The sequence below is a fragment of the Acidovorax sp. NPDC077693 genome (assembly GCF_044542805.1).
In the GTDB taxonomy this organism is placed as follows: Bacteria; Pseudomonadota; Gammaproteobacteria; order Burkholderiales; family Burkholderiaceae_C; genus Acidovorax.
Genome location: NZ_JBITVD010000005.1, coordinates 243,959 through 258,601 on the forward strand (window position 1 = coordinate 243,959; position 14,643 = coordinate 258,601).

Sequence of the window (14,643 nt, forward strand, 5' to 3'; positions counted from 1 at the left end):
CGGGCTCCATTGTGTCCAGTTGCGCGCGGTCCCGCGCATCCACTTCGTATCAATGTTCTTCGGCGGGCGCGCCGGGTGCGGCGCGGGCGCGCAGGATGGTGGCGGCGATGCCGCTGCCCACGATGAGCGCCATGCCCGCCCAGGCGATGGGCGGCAGCTGGTCGCCGAACAGGGCCACGCTGTAGATCGCCGCGAACACGATGCCCGAGTACTGCAGGTTGGCCACGACCAGCGTGCCGCGCTGGGTCTTGGCGCTGGCATACGCCTTGGTCATGCACAGCTGGCCGCCCGCCGCCAGGATGCCGATGGGCAGCAGCCACAGGGCCTGCCAGCCCGGCCACACCGACGTGCCGGTGAACAGCATCGCTGCGCCGCCCGCCACCGCCGAGCCCAGCGCAAAGTAGAACACCGTGCGCGACTCCGGTTCGCCCAGGCGCGACAGCGCCACGACCTGCATGTAGGCAAACGCGGCCGACAGGCCCGACATCAGGCCGATCATGCCGGCGAAGGCCTGGTGCGCATCCAGGCTGGGGCGCAGCATCATCACGACGCCCACGAAGCCGGTGAGCACGGTGGCGATCAGCGTGCCCTGCAGCGCGGGACGCGGGGTGGTGGCCGACGGGCGCCAGGCCAGCAGCGTGCCGCCGATGAGGAAGGCCGCGATCCACACGCTGCTCATGTAGTTGAGCGTCATGGCCGTGGCCAGGGGGAGGTGGGCGATGGCGTAGAACCAGGCCCCGAGGGACACCACACCCACCGAGCTGCGCCAGGCGTGCATGCCCGGGTACTGCGTGGCCAGGCTCACCTTTTGCGAGCGCGCCAGCAGCCACAGGATGGCCATGCCGATGATGCCGCGGTAGCACACCAGCTCGGCCGAGTTGAAGAAGCTGGAGGCGAGCTTCACGCACACGCCCATGCTGGCAAACAGGAACGCGGCCAACACCATCCAGAGGGCTTGCATGGGGAATGAGTCTCGAAAGTAAAAATAGCTGCCGCGCTGGATTACCAAGCGCTGGCAGCTATTGTAATGAGAGCGGTTTCAGCAATTGCCGCTACTCGACAGCATTTACCTCGCTGTTCGAGTGTTCGGGTATTCGGTCACGGCGGCAAGGGGAATGCGTCCACGTCGTGCGAAACCGTCGCGGCCTGATCCAGCGTCCCCGCGCAAGGGCCGCCCCGCCGCGCTGGGGGCGTCCCCCCACCGTGGGGGAAGGCGCGAAGCGACTCAGAGTGGGCTTCCCATGGCTTGGCGGTACCACTCGTGGAAGTGCTGCATGCCGTCTTCCATCGGGCTTTGGTAGGGGCCGACCTCGTTGTCGCCGCGCGCCAGCAGCGCCTTGCGGCCGGCGTCCATGCGTTCGCCGATCTCGTCGTCCTCGACGCAGGTCTCCATGTAGGCAGCCTTCTGCGCCTCGACGAATTCGCGCTCGAACGCAGCGATCTCTTCGGGGTAGTAGAACTCCACCATGTTCATGGTCTTGGTCGGGCTGATGGGGTGCAGCGTGGACACGGTCAGCACGTGCGGGTACCACTCCACCATGATGTGCGGGTACAGCGTGAGCCAGATCGCGCCGTGCTTGGGCGGCTTGCCCTCGCGGAAGGCGAGCAGTGCCTCGTGCCAGCGCTCGTACACGGGGCTGCCGGCCTTGCCCAGGCGGTTGGCCACGCCCACGGTCTGCACCGAGTAGTTCTTGCCGAATTCCCAGCGCAGGTCGTCGCACGTCACGAAGCTGCCCAGGCCCGGGTGGAACGGGCCGACGTGGTAGTCCTCCAGGTAGACCTCGATGAAGGTCTTCCAGTTGTAGTTGCACTCGTGCAGTTCCACATGGTCGAGCACGTAGCCGTCGAAGCTGAGGTCGGCGCGCGGGCCCATCTGGGCCAGGTCGGCAGCCACGTCGTAGCCGTTGTCTTCGAAGAGGAGCCCGTTCCACTCCCGCAGCTTGTAGTTGTTCAGGTCCAGGCAGGGATCGTGCGAGAAGTGGGGCGCGCCCAGCAGTTCGCCCTTCGGGCTGTACGTCCAGCGGTGCAGGGGGCACACGATGTTGCCGCCCGCATGGCCCTTGCCCTGGCCTTGCAGCGAGCCCTTGCCCTTGAGCATGACGGCCTGGCGGTGGCGGCAGACGTTGGAGACCAGCTCGATGCCGCCCTGGGCGTTGCGCACCAGCGCGCGGCCTTCGCCCTCCTGGGGCAGGGCGTAGTAGTCGCCGGCATTCGGCACGCTCAGTTGGTGCCCCACATAGCGGGGCCCGCGCTGGAAGATAGTGGCTAGCTCGCGCTGGAACAGCGCCTCGTCAAAGTAGCTTGAAACTGGTAGTTGGCTTGCGGCCTGCTGCAGTTGAAGACTTAAATCAGACATGGGTGACCTGACCTAAAGACTCCCCACAGGGAAGTGCGGGAGGTGCGCCGAAGCGCATCCAGAAAAAAGAAACCGGCTAGGGAAGCTGAGCCGGTGTGCGGGAATGGGATTATAGGCGGTGGGGTTATTCCCGCATCCCAGCTACGTGTATTGAAAAGCTTCGTTCTAGATGCAGATCAAAATCAAACCGCCCGCAGTGTCCGGGCCCATGGGCGGGTTGGCTGGCCAGCTGGCGCGGTCCGCGGCGCCGCCATTCCCGTGGCCGAGGTCCCCTGCGCCGCAGTGGTGCGCCTAAAATGACCGGTTTTTTCACCCGCGCTCTGCGCCCCCTCCATGCCCAAGGCCCCCGCCACCCCCGCGCCTCCTTCCGAACCCGCCAGCTACGAAGCGGCGCTGGAAGAACTGGAGCAGCTTGTGGCCCGCATCGAGTCGGGCCAGCTGCCGCTGGACCAGATGCTGGCCGGCTACCAGCGCGGCGCCACGCTGCTGGCCTTTTGCCGGCAGCGGCTCGAAGCCGTGCAGGACCAGATCAAGGTGCTGGACGACGGCCAGCTGCAACCATGGAGCCAGGAATGAGTGCAGTGCCCGCGCCAACATCCGCAGCAACGAATCCCGTGCCTTTTGAATTTGAAGCCGGCCCCTGGAGCCACCACCACCTCGCCCGCGTGGAACAGGCCCTGTCCCTCTGGGTGGGCGACGGTGCGCCGGCCGGCCTGGGCGATGCGATGCGCTACGCGGTGCTCGATGGCGGCAAGCGGCTGCGGCCCCTGTTGGTACTGGCCGCGTACGAGGCCGTGTGCAGCGGCCAACCCGCAGCGGCAGCGGCTGCACCGGCCACTGCGGCCGACGACGCCGCCTTGCGGGCCGCGTGCGCGGTCGAGCTGATCCACGCGTACTCGCTGGTGCACGACGACATGCCCTGCATGGACAACGACGTGCTGCGCCGGGGCAAGCCCACGGTGCACGTGCAGTTCGGCGAGGCGCAGGCCCTGCTGGCGGGCGACGCGCTGCAGGCGTTTGCGTTCGAGCTGCTCACGCCCGACGGCAGTGCCATTCCCCCTGCCACACAGGCCACGCTGTGCCGCCTGCTGGCGCGCGCGGCGGGCTCGGCCGGCATGGCGGGCGGGCAGGCGATCGACCTGGCCAGCGTGGGCCTGGCATTGACCGAAGACCAGTTGCGCCAGATGCACCGCCTCAAGACCGGCGCGCTGCTGCAGGGCAGCGTGCTCATGGGCGCCGTGTGCGGCCACGCCGCGCAGCCGGCGTACCAGGCGCTGTCCGACTACGGCGCCGCCATGGGCCTGGCCTTCCAGGTGGTGGACGACATCCTGGACGTGGTGGCCGATTCGGCCACGCTCGGCAAGACGGCCGGCAAGGATGCCGCGGCCGACAAGCCCACCTATGTGTCGCTGCTGGGCCTTGCGCGTGCGCAGGCCTATGCGCAAGAGCTGCTGCGGGAGTCGCAGGCGGCGCTTGAGCGCAGCGGCCTGCCCGACACCCGTGCCCTGGGGGCGCTGGCCGACATGGTCGTGCGCCGCTCCCACTGACTCCCGTTCTTGCACCGCTGGCGCAGATCACGATGAAAACCAGCCCCTGCCGCTTGTCCAGCAAGCGCTGGCAGCTATCAAAAGAATAGTAATGTCAACCACGTCCTTTCCCCTGCTGCAGACCATCAACGACCCGGCAGACCTGCGCCAGCTCTCCCGCGCAGACCTCAAGGCGCTGGCCACCGAACTGCGCGAGTTCGTGCTGCAAAGCGTCTCGCAGACCGGTGGGCACCTGAGCTCCAACCTGGGCACGGTCGAGTTGACGGTGGCCCTGCACCACGTCTTCAACACCCCCGAAGACCGGCTGGTGTGGGACGTGGGCCACCAGACCTATCCGCACAAGATCCTGACCGGCCGGCGCGACCGCATGCAGACGCTGCGGCAGATGGGCGGCATATCGGGCTTTCCGCAGCGGGCCGAGAGCCCGTACGACACCTTCGGCACCGCGCATTCCAGCACCAGCATCTCGGCCGCGCTGGGCATGGCCCTGGCGGCCAAGCTCAAGGGCGAAAACCGCCACGCGGTGGCCATCATCGGCGACGGCGCCATGACGGCCGGCATGGCCTTCGAGGCGCTGAACAACGCCGGCGTGGCCGATGCCAACCTGCTCGTGGTGCTCAACGACAACGACATGTCAATCAGCCCGCCGGTGGGTGCGCTCAACCGGTACCTGGCGCAGCTCATGAGCGGCCAGTTCTACGCGGCCGCCAAGAACGTGGGCAAGACCGTGCTCAAGCCCGTGCCGCCGCTGCTGGAGCTGGCCAAGCGCTTCGAGCAGCAGGCCAAGGGCATGGTGGTGCCCGCCACGCTGTTCGAAAAATTCGGCTTCAACTACATCGGCCCCATCGACGGGCACGACCTCGACTCGCTCATCCCCACGCTTGAGAACATCAAGAGCCTCAAGGGCCCGCAGTTCCTGCATGTGGTGACCAAAAAGGGCCAGGGCTACAAGCTGGCCGAGGCCGACCCCGTGGCCTACCACGGCCCGGGCAAGTTCGACCCCAGCGTGGGCCTGACCAAGCCTGCCACACCGCCCAAGCCCACGTTCACGCAGGTGTTCGGCCAGTGGCTGTGCGACATGGCCGCGCACGACACGCGCCTGGTGGGCATCACGCCCGCCATGCGCGAAGGCTCGGGCATGGTCGAGTTCGAAAAGCGCTTCCCCGACCGCTACTACGACGTTGGCATTGCCGAGCAGCACGCGGTGACCTTTGCGGGCGGCATGGCCTGCGAGGGCGTCAAGCCCGTGGTGGCGATCTACTCCACATTCTTGCAGCGCGGCTACGACCAGCTGATCCACGACGTGGCGCTGCAGAACCTGCCGGTGGTCTTTGCGCTCGACCGCGCGGGCCTGGTGGGGGCCGACGGCGCCACGCACGCGGGGGCGTACGACATCCCCTTCGTGCGCTGCATTCCCAACATGAGCATGGCGTGCCCGGCCGACGAGCGCGAATGCCGCCAGTTGCTGTCCACCGCGTTCGCGCAGAACCACCCCGTGGCCGTGCGCTACCCGCGCGGCAGCGGCGCTGGCGTGGCACCCCTGCCGGGGCTGGAAGGCCTGCCGTTCGGCAAGGGCGAGATCCGCCGCGAGCGCCAGGGCACTGCTGCGCCCGGCAGCACCCCGCGCATCGCCATCCTCGCCTTCGGCACGCTGCTGTACCCGGCCCTGCAGGCCGGTGAGGCGCTCGATGCCACCGTGGCCAACATGCGCTGGGCCAAGCCCATCGACGAGGCCCTGCTGCGCGACGTGGCCGAGCGCCACGATGTGCTGGTGACGCTGGAAGAGGGCGCCATCCAGGGCGGCGCAGGCAGCGCCGTGACCGAGGCGCTCAACGCCATGGGCATCGTGCGCCCCGTGCTGCAATTGGGCCTGCCCGATGTCTTCATCGAGCATGGCGACCCGGCCAAGCTGCTTTCACTGCAGGGCCTGGATGCCGCGGGCATCGAGCGGGCGATCCGCCAACGCTTTCTGGCGTCCTGATCGGCACACCGCCAGGGGGCGGTGGTGCGGCAATGGCTACTGGCATGGGCGGCCCGCACAGGCCGTGCACTGATGGCCGGCCGCGTTCGGAGCGTCGCCGCGTGCGGCGCCATCGCTTCGGCGTCACCTTGCACTGCGATCGGCCAGAGCGGGGCAGTTGCCGCTGCGGCCCTGGACGGCTTCGGCCGGGCGCAGAGATACCTCGCCCGGCGCCCGGGAAAACCTAGAGGGCAGTCCGCACCCCTGCCTTCTACAATTGCGTCAAAAAGCAACGGGCCACCAGCCCGTGCGGGCGCTGCAAGGGTGCCCTGGCTGCTCCCTTCCGGCACTACCACCCCTCTGGAGACTTTTTGTATGGATCGCCGTTCGCTCATCAAGCACTCCGGTCTGGCGGGTGTACTGGCCACAGGCGTTGCGCCGGCCGTGCATGCCCAGCCCACGCTGCGGTGGCGCATAGCATCCAGTTTCCCGCGCTCCTCGGACAACATCTTCGGCGGCGCCGAGGTGTTCGCGAAGGCCGTGCGCACCCTGTCCAACGGCAAGTTCGAGATCTCGGTCCACCCCGGCGGAGAACTCATGCCCCCGTTCGACGTGGTGGATGGCGTGCAGAGCGGCGCGGTGGAGATGTGCCACGCCGTGCCGTATTACTTCTACGCCAAGAACCCGGCGTTCGCGCTGGGTTGTGCGGTGCCTTTCGGCTTCAATGCCCGCCAGATGAGTGCGTGGATGCTGCATGGCAACGGGCGCAAGCTCATGAACGAGTTCTACGCCGGCTACAACATCGTGAGTTTTGCCTGCGGCAACACAGGCACGCAGATGGGCGGCTGGTTCCTGCGCGAGATCAAGACGCCTGCGGACTTCAAAGGCCTGAAGATCCGGGTGGGTGGCGGCTTGGTGGCCGAGGTCATGCAGAGGCTGGGCGCCATTCCGCAGAGCCTGCCGGGCGGCGAGATCTACCAGGCGCTGCAAAAGGGCGTGATCGATGCGGCCGAGTGGATCGGCCCTTACGATGACCAGAAGCTGGGCTTCAACAAGGTGGCGCCTTACTACTATTACCCCGGCTGGTGGGAGGGCGGCCCCGAGGTCGACCTCTATGTGAACAAGAAGGCCTACGAGTCGCTCACGCCAGACTACCGCTTCATCATCGAGGCTGCGGCATCGATAGCGCACACGGACATGCTCGCCCGGTACGACGCGCTCAATCCCAACGCGCTCAAGCAACTGGTGGCCGCCAAGACCAAGGTGCTCCCGTTCTCGCAGACCGTGATGGACGCTGCGTTCAAGGCATCGATGGAAGTCTTTGCGCAGAACGACTCCAAGAGCCCGGAGTGGAAGAAGATCTACGGCGACATGCGCAACTTCCAGCGCGACCAGATCCTGTGGTTCCGGTTTGCGGAAGCGCGGTATGACACGTTCATGTCGGCGCAGAAGATTTAGCTCCCCCTGAGTCGCCTGCGGCGCCTTCCCCCTGAGGGGGACGCACCCAGCGGCCTGGCAAAGCCAGTTCCGCGGGTGCACTCGCATGGGGCGCGCCAGTTTCTGCGGCTGGTGATGGCGCTTGCGCGCTGTGACTCCGCAGAGCCATCGTTGGCGCTCTGAATCGCGATGCTTGCAGAACCCTGAAGCCCGTATGCGCGCGCCGGGCTTTCACGGGAAAACCCCCAAATCCGCGGGGGGGCATGTTCCTACAATCAATCGGGCTAGAAGGTCCTTGGCTGCGGGCGACCCGCTTGCGTGCCAGGGTGTGCAATCACAAGTATTTCGGAGAGAACTCATGGATCGTCGTTCAATCATCAAGCAGGCAGGTATTGCCGGTGTGCTGGCCGCCGGAGTGGCACCAGCAGTGCACGCGCAAGCCGCAGTGCGCTGGCGCCTGGCATCGAGCTTCCCCAAGCCCCTGGACACCATCTACGGTGGCGCTGAAGTGTTCGCCAACGCCGTCAAGGCGATGTCCGGCGGCAAGTTCGAGATCTCGGTCCACGCGGGTGGCGAGCTGATGCCTCCCTTCGGCGTGGTCGACGGCGTGCAGCAGGGCTCCGTCGAAATGGCGCACACCGTGCCTTACTACTTCTACGGCAAGAACCCCGCGTTCGCCATCGGTTCGGCCATTCCTTTCGGTATGAACGCCCGCCAGATGAACGCCTGGATGCTGCACGGCAATGGCCGCAAGCTGATGGACGAGTTCTACGGCGGCTACGGCATGCTCAGCTTTGCGGGCGGCAACACCGGCACGCAGATGGGCGGCTGGTTCCGCAAGGAAATCAAGACCGCAGCCGACCTGAAGGGCCTGAAGATGCGCCTGGGCGGCGGCCTGGTGGGCGACGTGATGACCAAGATGGGCGTGGTGCCCCAGAGCATCCCTGGCGGCGAAATCTATCAAGCGCTGGAAAAGGGCACGATCGACGCGGCCGAGTGGGTGGGCCCGTACGACGACCAGAAGCTGGGCTTCAACAAGGTCGCTCCGAACTACTACTACCCCGGCTGGTGGGAAGGCGGTCCTGAAGTGGACTTCTTCGTCAACAAGAAGGCCTTCGATGCCCTGTCGTCCGAAAACAAGGCCATCATCGCCGCCGCTTCGGCGCAGGCTTCGGTGGACATGCTGGCCAAGTACGACGCCCGCAACCCCGTCGCCTTGAAGCAACTGATCGGCGCCAAGACCAAGCTGCTGCCTTTCAGCAAGGAAATCCTGGACGCATCGTTCAAGGCCTCGCTGGCCGTGTACGAAGAAAACAGCGCCAAGAGCCCCGAGTGGAAGAAGATCTACACCGACTTCGCCGCATTCCAGAAGGACCAGGTGGCATGGTTCCGCGTGGCCGAAGGCCGGTTCGACAGCTACATGCAGACCATCAAGCTCTGATCTGGCGCTGCGCCAGGCATTGCAACAAAAAACCGCGCTTCGGCGCGGTTTTTTTATGGGCGGCGTGAAGAAGCTTCCCCATTCCGCACTCAGTCACGCGCTCGCCGGTAGTGCAGGGCGACGGCGCCGTTGCGCATAGGCGCCGCAGCAATCAACGCCAGCCGTCGCGTGCCAGGCAGCCCGCTGGCGTACAGCGTCGGTCCGTGGCCCGCGATGCGGGGATGCACCAGAAATCGGTACTCGTCGATCAGGTCCAGCGCATCCAGCGCCGCCGCGAGCTGGCCGCTGCCGAGCAGCACGCCAGCAGCTGTCGCGTCCTTCAGCGCCTGCACCTCCTCTGGCAAGTCAGCACCGCCAGCGATGTGGTGGCTTTGGGTCCACGGGAAATCTTTGCGTGTGGACGAGACCACGTACTTCGGCTTGGCCTCCAGCTTCACCGCCCACTCGCGCACGGCCGGCGGCGCCTGCACATCGCCACGCGCGACGCCCGGCCAGTAGCCCTCCATCATCTCGTAGGTGACGCGGCCCCAGAGCATTGCGCCGTGCTCGTCCATGAGCTGGGTGAAGAAGGCGTGTGTCTCGTCGTCGGCAATGCCCTCTTGGTGGTCGGCACAGCCGTCCAGGGTGAGGTTGAGGCTGAAGGTGAGAAGTCCCATGGGATGGCTCCGCGTTGGGTGATCAGGTGTTCAGAGCCGCTGTCTAGCAATTGCGGCCACTGCTGCGCTCTTGTGTCTTTTCCCTCGTTGCTGCACACACCACTTGTGGGTGCTGACCCATCGCTGGTGCCGAGCCGCAGGTTCGGCTGCACTCATTCCTTGAGGCTCACCCCCAGGTTGTCCAGTTTTTTCGCATACGAGTCTCTGCGTTTTACCGCCTTTGCAGCGGTTTCGACCGCAGCTTGGATGGCCCTGGGGCCCTTGTTCTCCGCAGCTTTGATCAATCCGAGCTTGTGAGCGGCATCTGCCTGAGCCCGTCTGAACGTGGCAATGAGTTCGGAATGTGCAACGGATGAATTCACAGTTACTCCCACATCAATCGGCGCAGTTGGCCTCAAAGCTTGACGCTGGTGCGCAGCAAGGCTGTCCTCAACTCGCGAGTCGCAGACTTCGACACATCCACCTGTTGAACGGCCAGGTCGAACGGTGAGCCTGGCTTGATATTCGAAGGCAGTATCTTTTTTGCTGGAAGCTTGGAGGGGTAGGTGCCCTGGCCCGGACACATGCGAACGGAAAACCCGAATTCTTCGAGTACACCCTTGGCATACAGCTCCGCCAATTGTTGGAACGTCACGAAAGTTGAACGTTTGACGTCCTTGTGTCCAGGCTCCTGGATGTCACGAACGATCTCGAATTTACCCAGCGAATCTCGCTGCGTATCGGTGAACGGGTGCAGCAAGAACGTCTGACGAACGCCATCCTTCTTGGACACCAGCGTGTGCTCCACAGCTATATCTGTTAACAGCATTTATTTCCTTGCAAAGCGCCATCAGTCGCCATGGTTGCCTTGGTTGCCAAAGTCGCAGACCCTGTTGAATCAGATCAGCTTGGAGCAGTCTTCGACGCCCAGTCTTTGGCGGACCGCATGGGGCCGATGCGGGAAGTCTACCCACTCACTGTGGCGTTGAGTCAAGACGCAACGGTCCACCATACACCGGCATGCCGCGATCACCCGGCAAGAAAAAACCGCGCCTCAGCGCGGTTGTGGTTTTTCTGAGCCCGGGGCAATGTCCAGTGCTGTTGCGGTCAAAACTGCCGAAACGCCTTCAGCTCCGCCCCGATCCGCTCGAACTCCGCCATGAGCTGCGGTGTCGCGCCGTAGAACACCGTGAACTTGCCCGCCAGCGTCCGCACATATAGCCGCGGCGCAATCAACCAGCTCAAGCCCGGCACGCGGATCAGGCGCACGTAGGCCAGGTCGTCAAAAGCCATGGACTTGTCCCACACCCAGCGCTGGTGCAGGCCGCTGGGGGTGATACGGGTGCGGCTGACCATGATGCTCCACCAGGTCCAGGCCATCAGCAACAGGCCGGCGATGAACCACCCCGTGCCGTTGCTCACGCCGCTGCCCAGGGCGCCGCGCGACCACAGCTGGTAGAACCACAGGGTGCAGCCGCCCACGATCAGCGTGGCAAACGCCCGGAAGGTGGGCGAGAACGCCGCGCCGTTCACTTCACCGTCTTTCGGGGCAAAGCGGAAGGGCTCCATCAGGGGCTGCGGCGTGATGTTCATCAGCATGCGCAGGCCACCTTGGTTCGTGCGATCACGGATGCCATCACTTGGCAGGCTCGGCCGGCGCTGCCGCGGGGTCTGCCGGCGTGGCAGGCTCGGCGGGTGGGGTGGCGGAGTCGCCAAAGGGGTTCTCGCCGCCCGACGATGACTCTTCGCTGCGCATGTCGTCCACCGGCACTTCGATCTGCACCTTGTCGGTGTCGATCACCTCGGCCTTGGGCAGGAACATCGTCACGGTCTGGGGCACGAAGATCACGATGGCCACCAGCAGCAGCTGCATGATCACCCAGGGGATCGCGCCCATGTAGATGTCGCTGGACAGCACGGGCTTGGGAATGCGGCCTTCCTTGAACAGCGTGTTGGCAATGCCGCGCAGGTAGAACAGCGCAAAGCCGAAGGGCGGGTGCATGAAGCTCGTTTGCATGTTCACGCACAGCAGCACGCCGAACCAGATCAGGTCGATGCCGAGCTTGTCGGCCACCGGGCCCAGCATGGGCAGGATGATGAAGGCGATCTCGAAGAAGTCGAGGAAGAACGCCAGGAAGAAGATGAACAGGTTGACGGCGATCAGGAAGCCGACCTGGCCGCCGGGCAGGCCCGAGAGCATGTGCTCGACCCACTTGGCACCGTCCACGCCCTGGAACACCATCGAAAACACCCGGGCACCGATCAGGATGAAGACGACCATGGCCGTGAGCCGCATCGTGCCTTGCATGGCCTCCCACATCAGCGACAAGGTGAGGCGCCTGTGGATGGCCGCCAGCAGCATGGCGCCGACCACGCCCATGGCACCGGCTTCGGTGGGGGTGGCGATGGCGGTGTCGATACCGGGCAGGCCGCCCATGGAGCCCAGCACCGCAAAGATCAGCAGCGCCGACGGGATGATGCCGCGCAGGCACTTGAGCCAGAGCTTGGCGCCCGACATGGTGCGCGCTTCCTTCGGAATGCCCGGCAGGTAGTGCGGCTTGAACACGCCCAGGAAGAAGGTGTAGCCCGCGAAGATCAGCACCTGCAGGATGGAGGGGCCCCAGGCGCCGCGGTACATGTCGCCCACCGAGCGGCCGAGCTGGTCGGCCATGACGATCAGCACGAGCGACGGCGGCACCAGCTGCGTGATGGTGCCCGAGGCGGCCAGCACGCCGGTGGCGTAGCGCATGTTGTAGCCGTAGCGGATCATCACGGGCAGCGAGATCAGCGCCATGGCGATCACCTGGCCGGCCACGGTGCCGGTGATGGCGCCGAGGATGAAGCCCACGATGATGACCGAGTAGCCCAGGCCGCCGCGCACGGTGCCGAAGAGCTGGCCCATCGAGTCGAGCATGTCTTCCGCCAGGCCGCACTTCTCCAGGATCGCGCCCATGAAGGTGAAGAACGGGATCGCCAGCAGCAGCTCGTTGGAGAGGATGCCGAAGATGTTGATGGGCAGGTTGGCCATGAACACGGGCGGGAACCACCCCATCTCGATGGCGAAGAAGCCCGACGCCAGCCCCAGGGCGGCAAGTGAGAAGGCGACGGGGAAGCCGATCAGCATCACCACCACCAGCCCCGCGAACATGATCGGGGCGAAGTTTTCCATGTGCATTTTGTTGTTCCTGAAATTCCGGGAGTGAGAGCGCGGCAGGCCGTCCTAGCAGGCGGGGCCGGGGTGCCGCGGGGTCTTCTTCATGGCGCGTCCTGGAGGGGGCGGCCCAAGGAGCGGGCTGCTTACTGCACCGGCTTTTCGTAGTGGGTGTTCATCTGGTAGATGCCGCGCAGGTAGGCCACGCGCTTGATGATCTCGGCCAGGCCCTGCAGGACCATCAGGGTGAAGCCGACGGGCATCAGGATGATGGCGGGCCAGCGGATCAGGCCGCCGGAGTTGCCCGACATCTCGCCCGACAGGAAGGCGCGCTCGAACAGGGGCCAGCTCAGGTACGCGATGAGCGCCATGGCGGGCAGCAGGAACAGCGCCAGGCCCATGATGTCCACATACACCTGCTTGTTGCCGCGCAGCTTGCCGTAGATGATGTCCACGCGCACATGCTCGTTGAGCATCAGCACGAAGGGCGCGCCCAGCATGACGGTGGCGGCAAACAGGTACCACTGGATCTCGAGCCAGGCGTTGGAGCTCATGTCGATGCCGTAGCGCACGAAGGCGTTGCCGGCAGAGATGAGGGCGGCGGCGAGGACGGTCCAGGTGGCGATCTTGCTGAGCTTGCTGGAAATCCAGTCCATGCCCAAGGCCAATTTGAGAAGTGTTGACACGTTGTGTCTCCTGAGTATGAAAATGGGGCGGGCCCAATGCGCTGCCGGGCCCGAGGGTGTCTGAAAGTAACGCGCATCCTACTCCCCAAGCGCTGAAGAAAGCCTGACGCGCCGACATGGGGTTTTCCTCAGGGTCGGGCCCCTTCATCGGCGCTTTCCGAGGCTTCGCGCGCCGGTATCCCCACACCATTTTCCCTCTTGGCACCACCCCCGCAGCATGCGCTTGTGCGGCATGCGCTGCCTGTATGCGTTCTCAGGCCGCCTGGGCGCGGGAGGCGCGCTTGGGCTTGGCAAAGCGCCACCAGGGCAGCACCCGGCTCATCGCCAGCACCTCGCCGCAGCGCAGCGGCGTGTAGCCCGGCAGCCCGGCCATCTGCTGCAGCCAGTCGGGCGTCTGCAGCAGGGTGCGCAAGGCCAGGGTGGCGGGCTGGTCCAGGCTCGCCTTCAGGCAGGCCAGGTGGTAGCGCTCGCGTACCAGCGGCACAAAGCCCAGGCCGCGCGCCCGCGCCGCCAGCTCGATGCCCACGCCCACATCGGCCGCGCCGGCGGCCACGGCCTGCGCCACCGCGGTGTGCGATGGCTCGTCGGACGCATAGCCGGTCAGCGCGCCCGGTGCCAGCCCGTCCTGCGCCAGCAGCTCGTCGATGAGCACGCGCGTGCCGGAGCCCAGCGGCCGGTTCACGAACCGTGCCCCGGTGCGGGCCACGTCGGCCAGGGTGTTCAACTGCAGCGGGTTGCCCGGCGCGACGATGAGGCCCTGCGTGCGCTGGGCAAAGCCGATGACCTTGTGCAGGCCCGGCTGCAGCAGGGGCTGGTAGGTGCGCGCGGTCAGCGAATCGGCCTGGGCGTTCTCCACCGTGTGGAAACCCGCCAGCGTGCAGCGCCCTTCATTGAGCGCGCGGATCGCATCCACGCTGCCCGTGAAGCGGATGTCCAGGTGCAGCCCGCCGGTGCGCCCCGGTGTGGCCGCATGCGCCCGCAGTGCGGCCAGCGCATCGTCGTGGCTGGCGTACAGCGTGAGCACGTGGGCCTGCGGGTCGAAGGCCACGGCGAACGCGCGCTCCAGGTCCGCATGCAGTGCCGCGATCTGCGGCGCCAGGCGGGCCTGGGCCTGCCGCTCGGCCCACAGCAGCTTGGTGCCGAACTCGCTGAGCTGGGCGGACTGCCCCTTGCCCCAGATGATGAGCTCGCCGCCCAACTGCTCTTCCCAGCGCTTGAGCGCACCCCAGACATGGCGGTAGGACAGGTCGAGCGCACGCGCCGCGCCCGAGATGGAGCCATGCTCGGCCACGGCCTGCAGCAGTTCCGGCAAGGGGTTGCGAATGAGTGCAGTGCCCGCGTCGCGGCTCAGCGTGTAGTGGAGTTGGACCCTATGCACAGGATTTCATATGGCTGGATATTGGCAGGGTGCCTACGATAGCCCAATTCAA

General features: G+C 65.8%; 14 protein-coding genes. 5 read left to right on the plus strand and 9 right to left on the minus strand.

Annotated features, from left to right (window positions below):
• Positions 1–49: 49 nt before the first annotated feature.
• Both ACIGHN_RS08840 and ACIGHN_RS08845 read right to left on the minus strand, forming a co-directional pair.
• A complete protein-coding gene (locus ACIGHN_RS08840) occupies positions 50–961 on the minus strand; it encodes a DMT family transporter (RefSeq protein WP_056412959.1) in 912 nt (303 codons plus the stop codon).
• 264 nt (positions 962–1,225) lie between these two features.
• Positions 1,226–2,356 (minus strand): aromatic ring-hydroxylating dioxygenase subunit alpha, encoded by a 1,131-nt coding sequence (locus ACIGHN_RS08845; RefSeq protein WP_396504067.1) that lies wholly within the window; start codon positions 2,354–2,356, stop codon positions 1,226–1,228.
• A gap of 333 nt (positions 2,357–2,689) precedes the next feature.
• Here ACIGHN_RS08845 and ACIGHN_RS08850 point away from each other — a divergent pair, with 333 nt between their 5' ends.
• From ACIGHN_RS08850 to ACIGHN_RS08870, 5 genes are all read left to right on the plus strand, one after another.
• Positions 2,690–2,932 carry an exodeoxyribonuclease VII small subunit gene (locus ACIGHN_RS08850; protein ID WP_056412963.1) on the plus strand — a complete coding sequence of 81 codons (243 nt, stop codon included), beginning with the start codon at positions 2,690–2,692 and terminating at the stop codon, positions 2,930–2,932.
• Complete coding sequence (locus tag ACIGHN_RS08855; protein WP_056412966.1) at positions 2,929–3,903, plus strand: polyprenyl synthetase family protein; 975 nt, start codon at positions 2,929–2,931, stop codon at positions 3,901–3,903. Before ACIGHN_RS08850 ends, ACIGHN_RS08855 begins: the two co-directional genes overlap by 4 nt.
• A 91-nt stretch (positions 3,904–3,994) precedes the next feature.
• On the plus strand, positions 3,995–5,884 hold the full coding sequence (gene dxs / locus ACIGHN_RS08860) for a 1-deoxy-D-xylulose-5-phosphate synthase (RefSeq protein ID WP_396504068.1): 1,890 nt from the start codon (positions 3,995–3,997) through the stop codon (positions 5,882–5,884).
• Between the two features lie 354 nt (positions 5,885–6,238).
• Positions 6,239–7,321 (plus strand): TRAP transporter substrate-binding protein, encoded by a 1,083-nt coding sequence (locus tag ACIGHN_RS08865; RefSeq protein WP_396504069.1) that lies wholly within the window; start codon positions 6,239–6,241, stop codon positions 7,319–7,321.
• A 337-nt stretch (positions 7,322–7,658) separates the two neighbouring features.
• Complete coding sequence (locus ACIGHN_RS08870) at positions 7,659–8,741, plus strand: TRAP transporter substrate-binding protein (RefSeq protein WP_056412974.1); 1,083 nt, start codon at positions 7,659–7,661, stop codon at positions 8,739–8,741.
• Positions 8,742–8,830: 89 nt separating this feature from the next.
• Here ACIGHN_RS08870 and ACIGHN_RS08875 read toward each other — a convergent pair whose 3' ends face one another.
• The 7 genes from ACIGHN_RS08875 to ACIGHN_RS08905 form a co-directional block, all read right to left on the minus strand.
• Positions 8,831–9,397, minus strand: a complete 567-nt coding sequence (locus tag ACIGHN_RS08875; protein ID WP_396504070.1) for a dihydrofolate reductase family protein — start codon at positions 9,395–9,397, stop codon at positions 8,831–8,833.
• 152 nt (positions 9,398–9,549) lie between these two features.
• Positions 9,550–9,759: a hypothetical protein gene (locus ACIGHN_RS08880; RefSeq protein WP_082485763.1), complete on the minus strand. Its 210-nt coding sequence runs from the start codon at positions 9,757–9,759 to the stop codon at positions 9,550–9,552.
• Positions 9,760–9,791: 32 nt separating this feature from the next.
• Positions 9,792–10,205, minus strand: coding sequence for a hypothetical protein (locus tag ACIGHN_RS08885; protein ID WP_396504071.1), 414 nt, complete (start codon positions 10,203–10,205; stop codon positions 9,792–9,794).
• A 278-nt stretch (positions 10,206–10,483) separates the two neighbouring features.
• Positions 10,484–10,975: a hypothetical protein gene (locus tag ACIGHN_RS08890; protein WP_235503937.1), complete on the minus strand. Its 492-nt coding sequence runs from the start codon at positions 10,973–10,975 to the stop codon at positions 10,484–10,486.
• Positions 10,976–11,012: 37 nt separating this feature from the next.
• A complete protein-coding gene (locus ACIGHN_RS08895; RefSeq protein ID WP_396504072.1) occupies positions 11,013–12,551 on the minus strand; it encodes a TRAP transporter large permease subunit in 1,539 nt (512 codons plus the stop codon).
• A 122-nt stretch (positions 12,552–12,673) separates the two neighbouring features.
• Positions 12,674–13,213, minus strand: a complete 540-nt coding sequence (locus tag ACIGHN_RS08900; RefSeq protein WP_396504073.1) for a TRAP transporter small permease subunit — start codon at positions 13,211–13,213, stop codon at positions 12,674–12,676.
• 253 nt (positions 13,214–13,466) lie between these two features.
• A complete protein-coding gene (locus ACIGHN_RS08905; RefSeq protein WP_396504074.1) occupies positions 13,467–14,591 on the minus strand; it encodes a substrate-binding domain-containing protein in 1,125 nt (374 codons plus the stop codon).
• Positions 14,592–14,643: the final 52 nt, after the last annotated feature.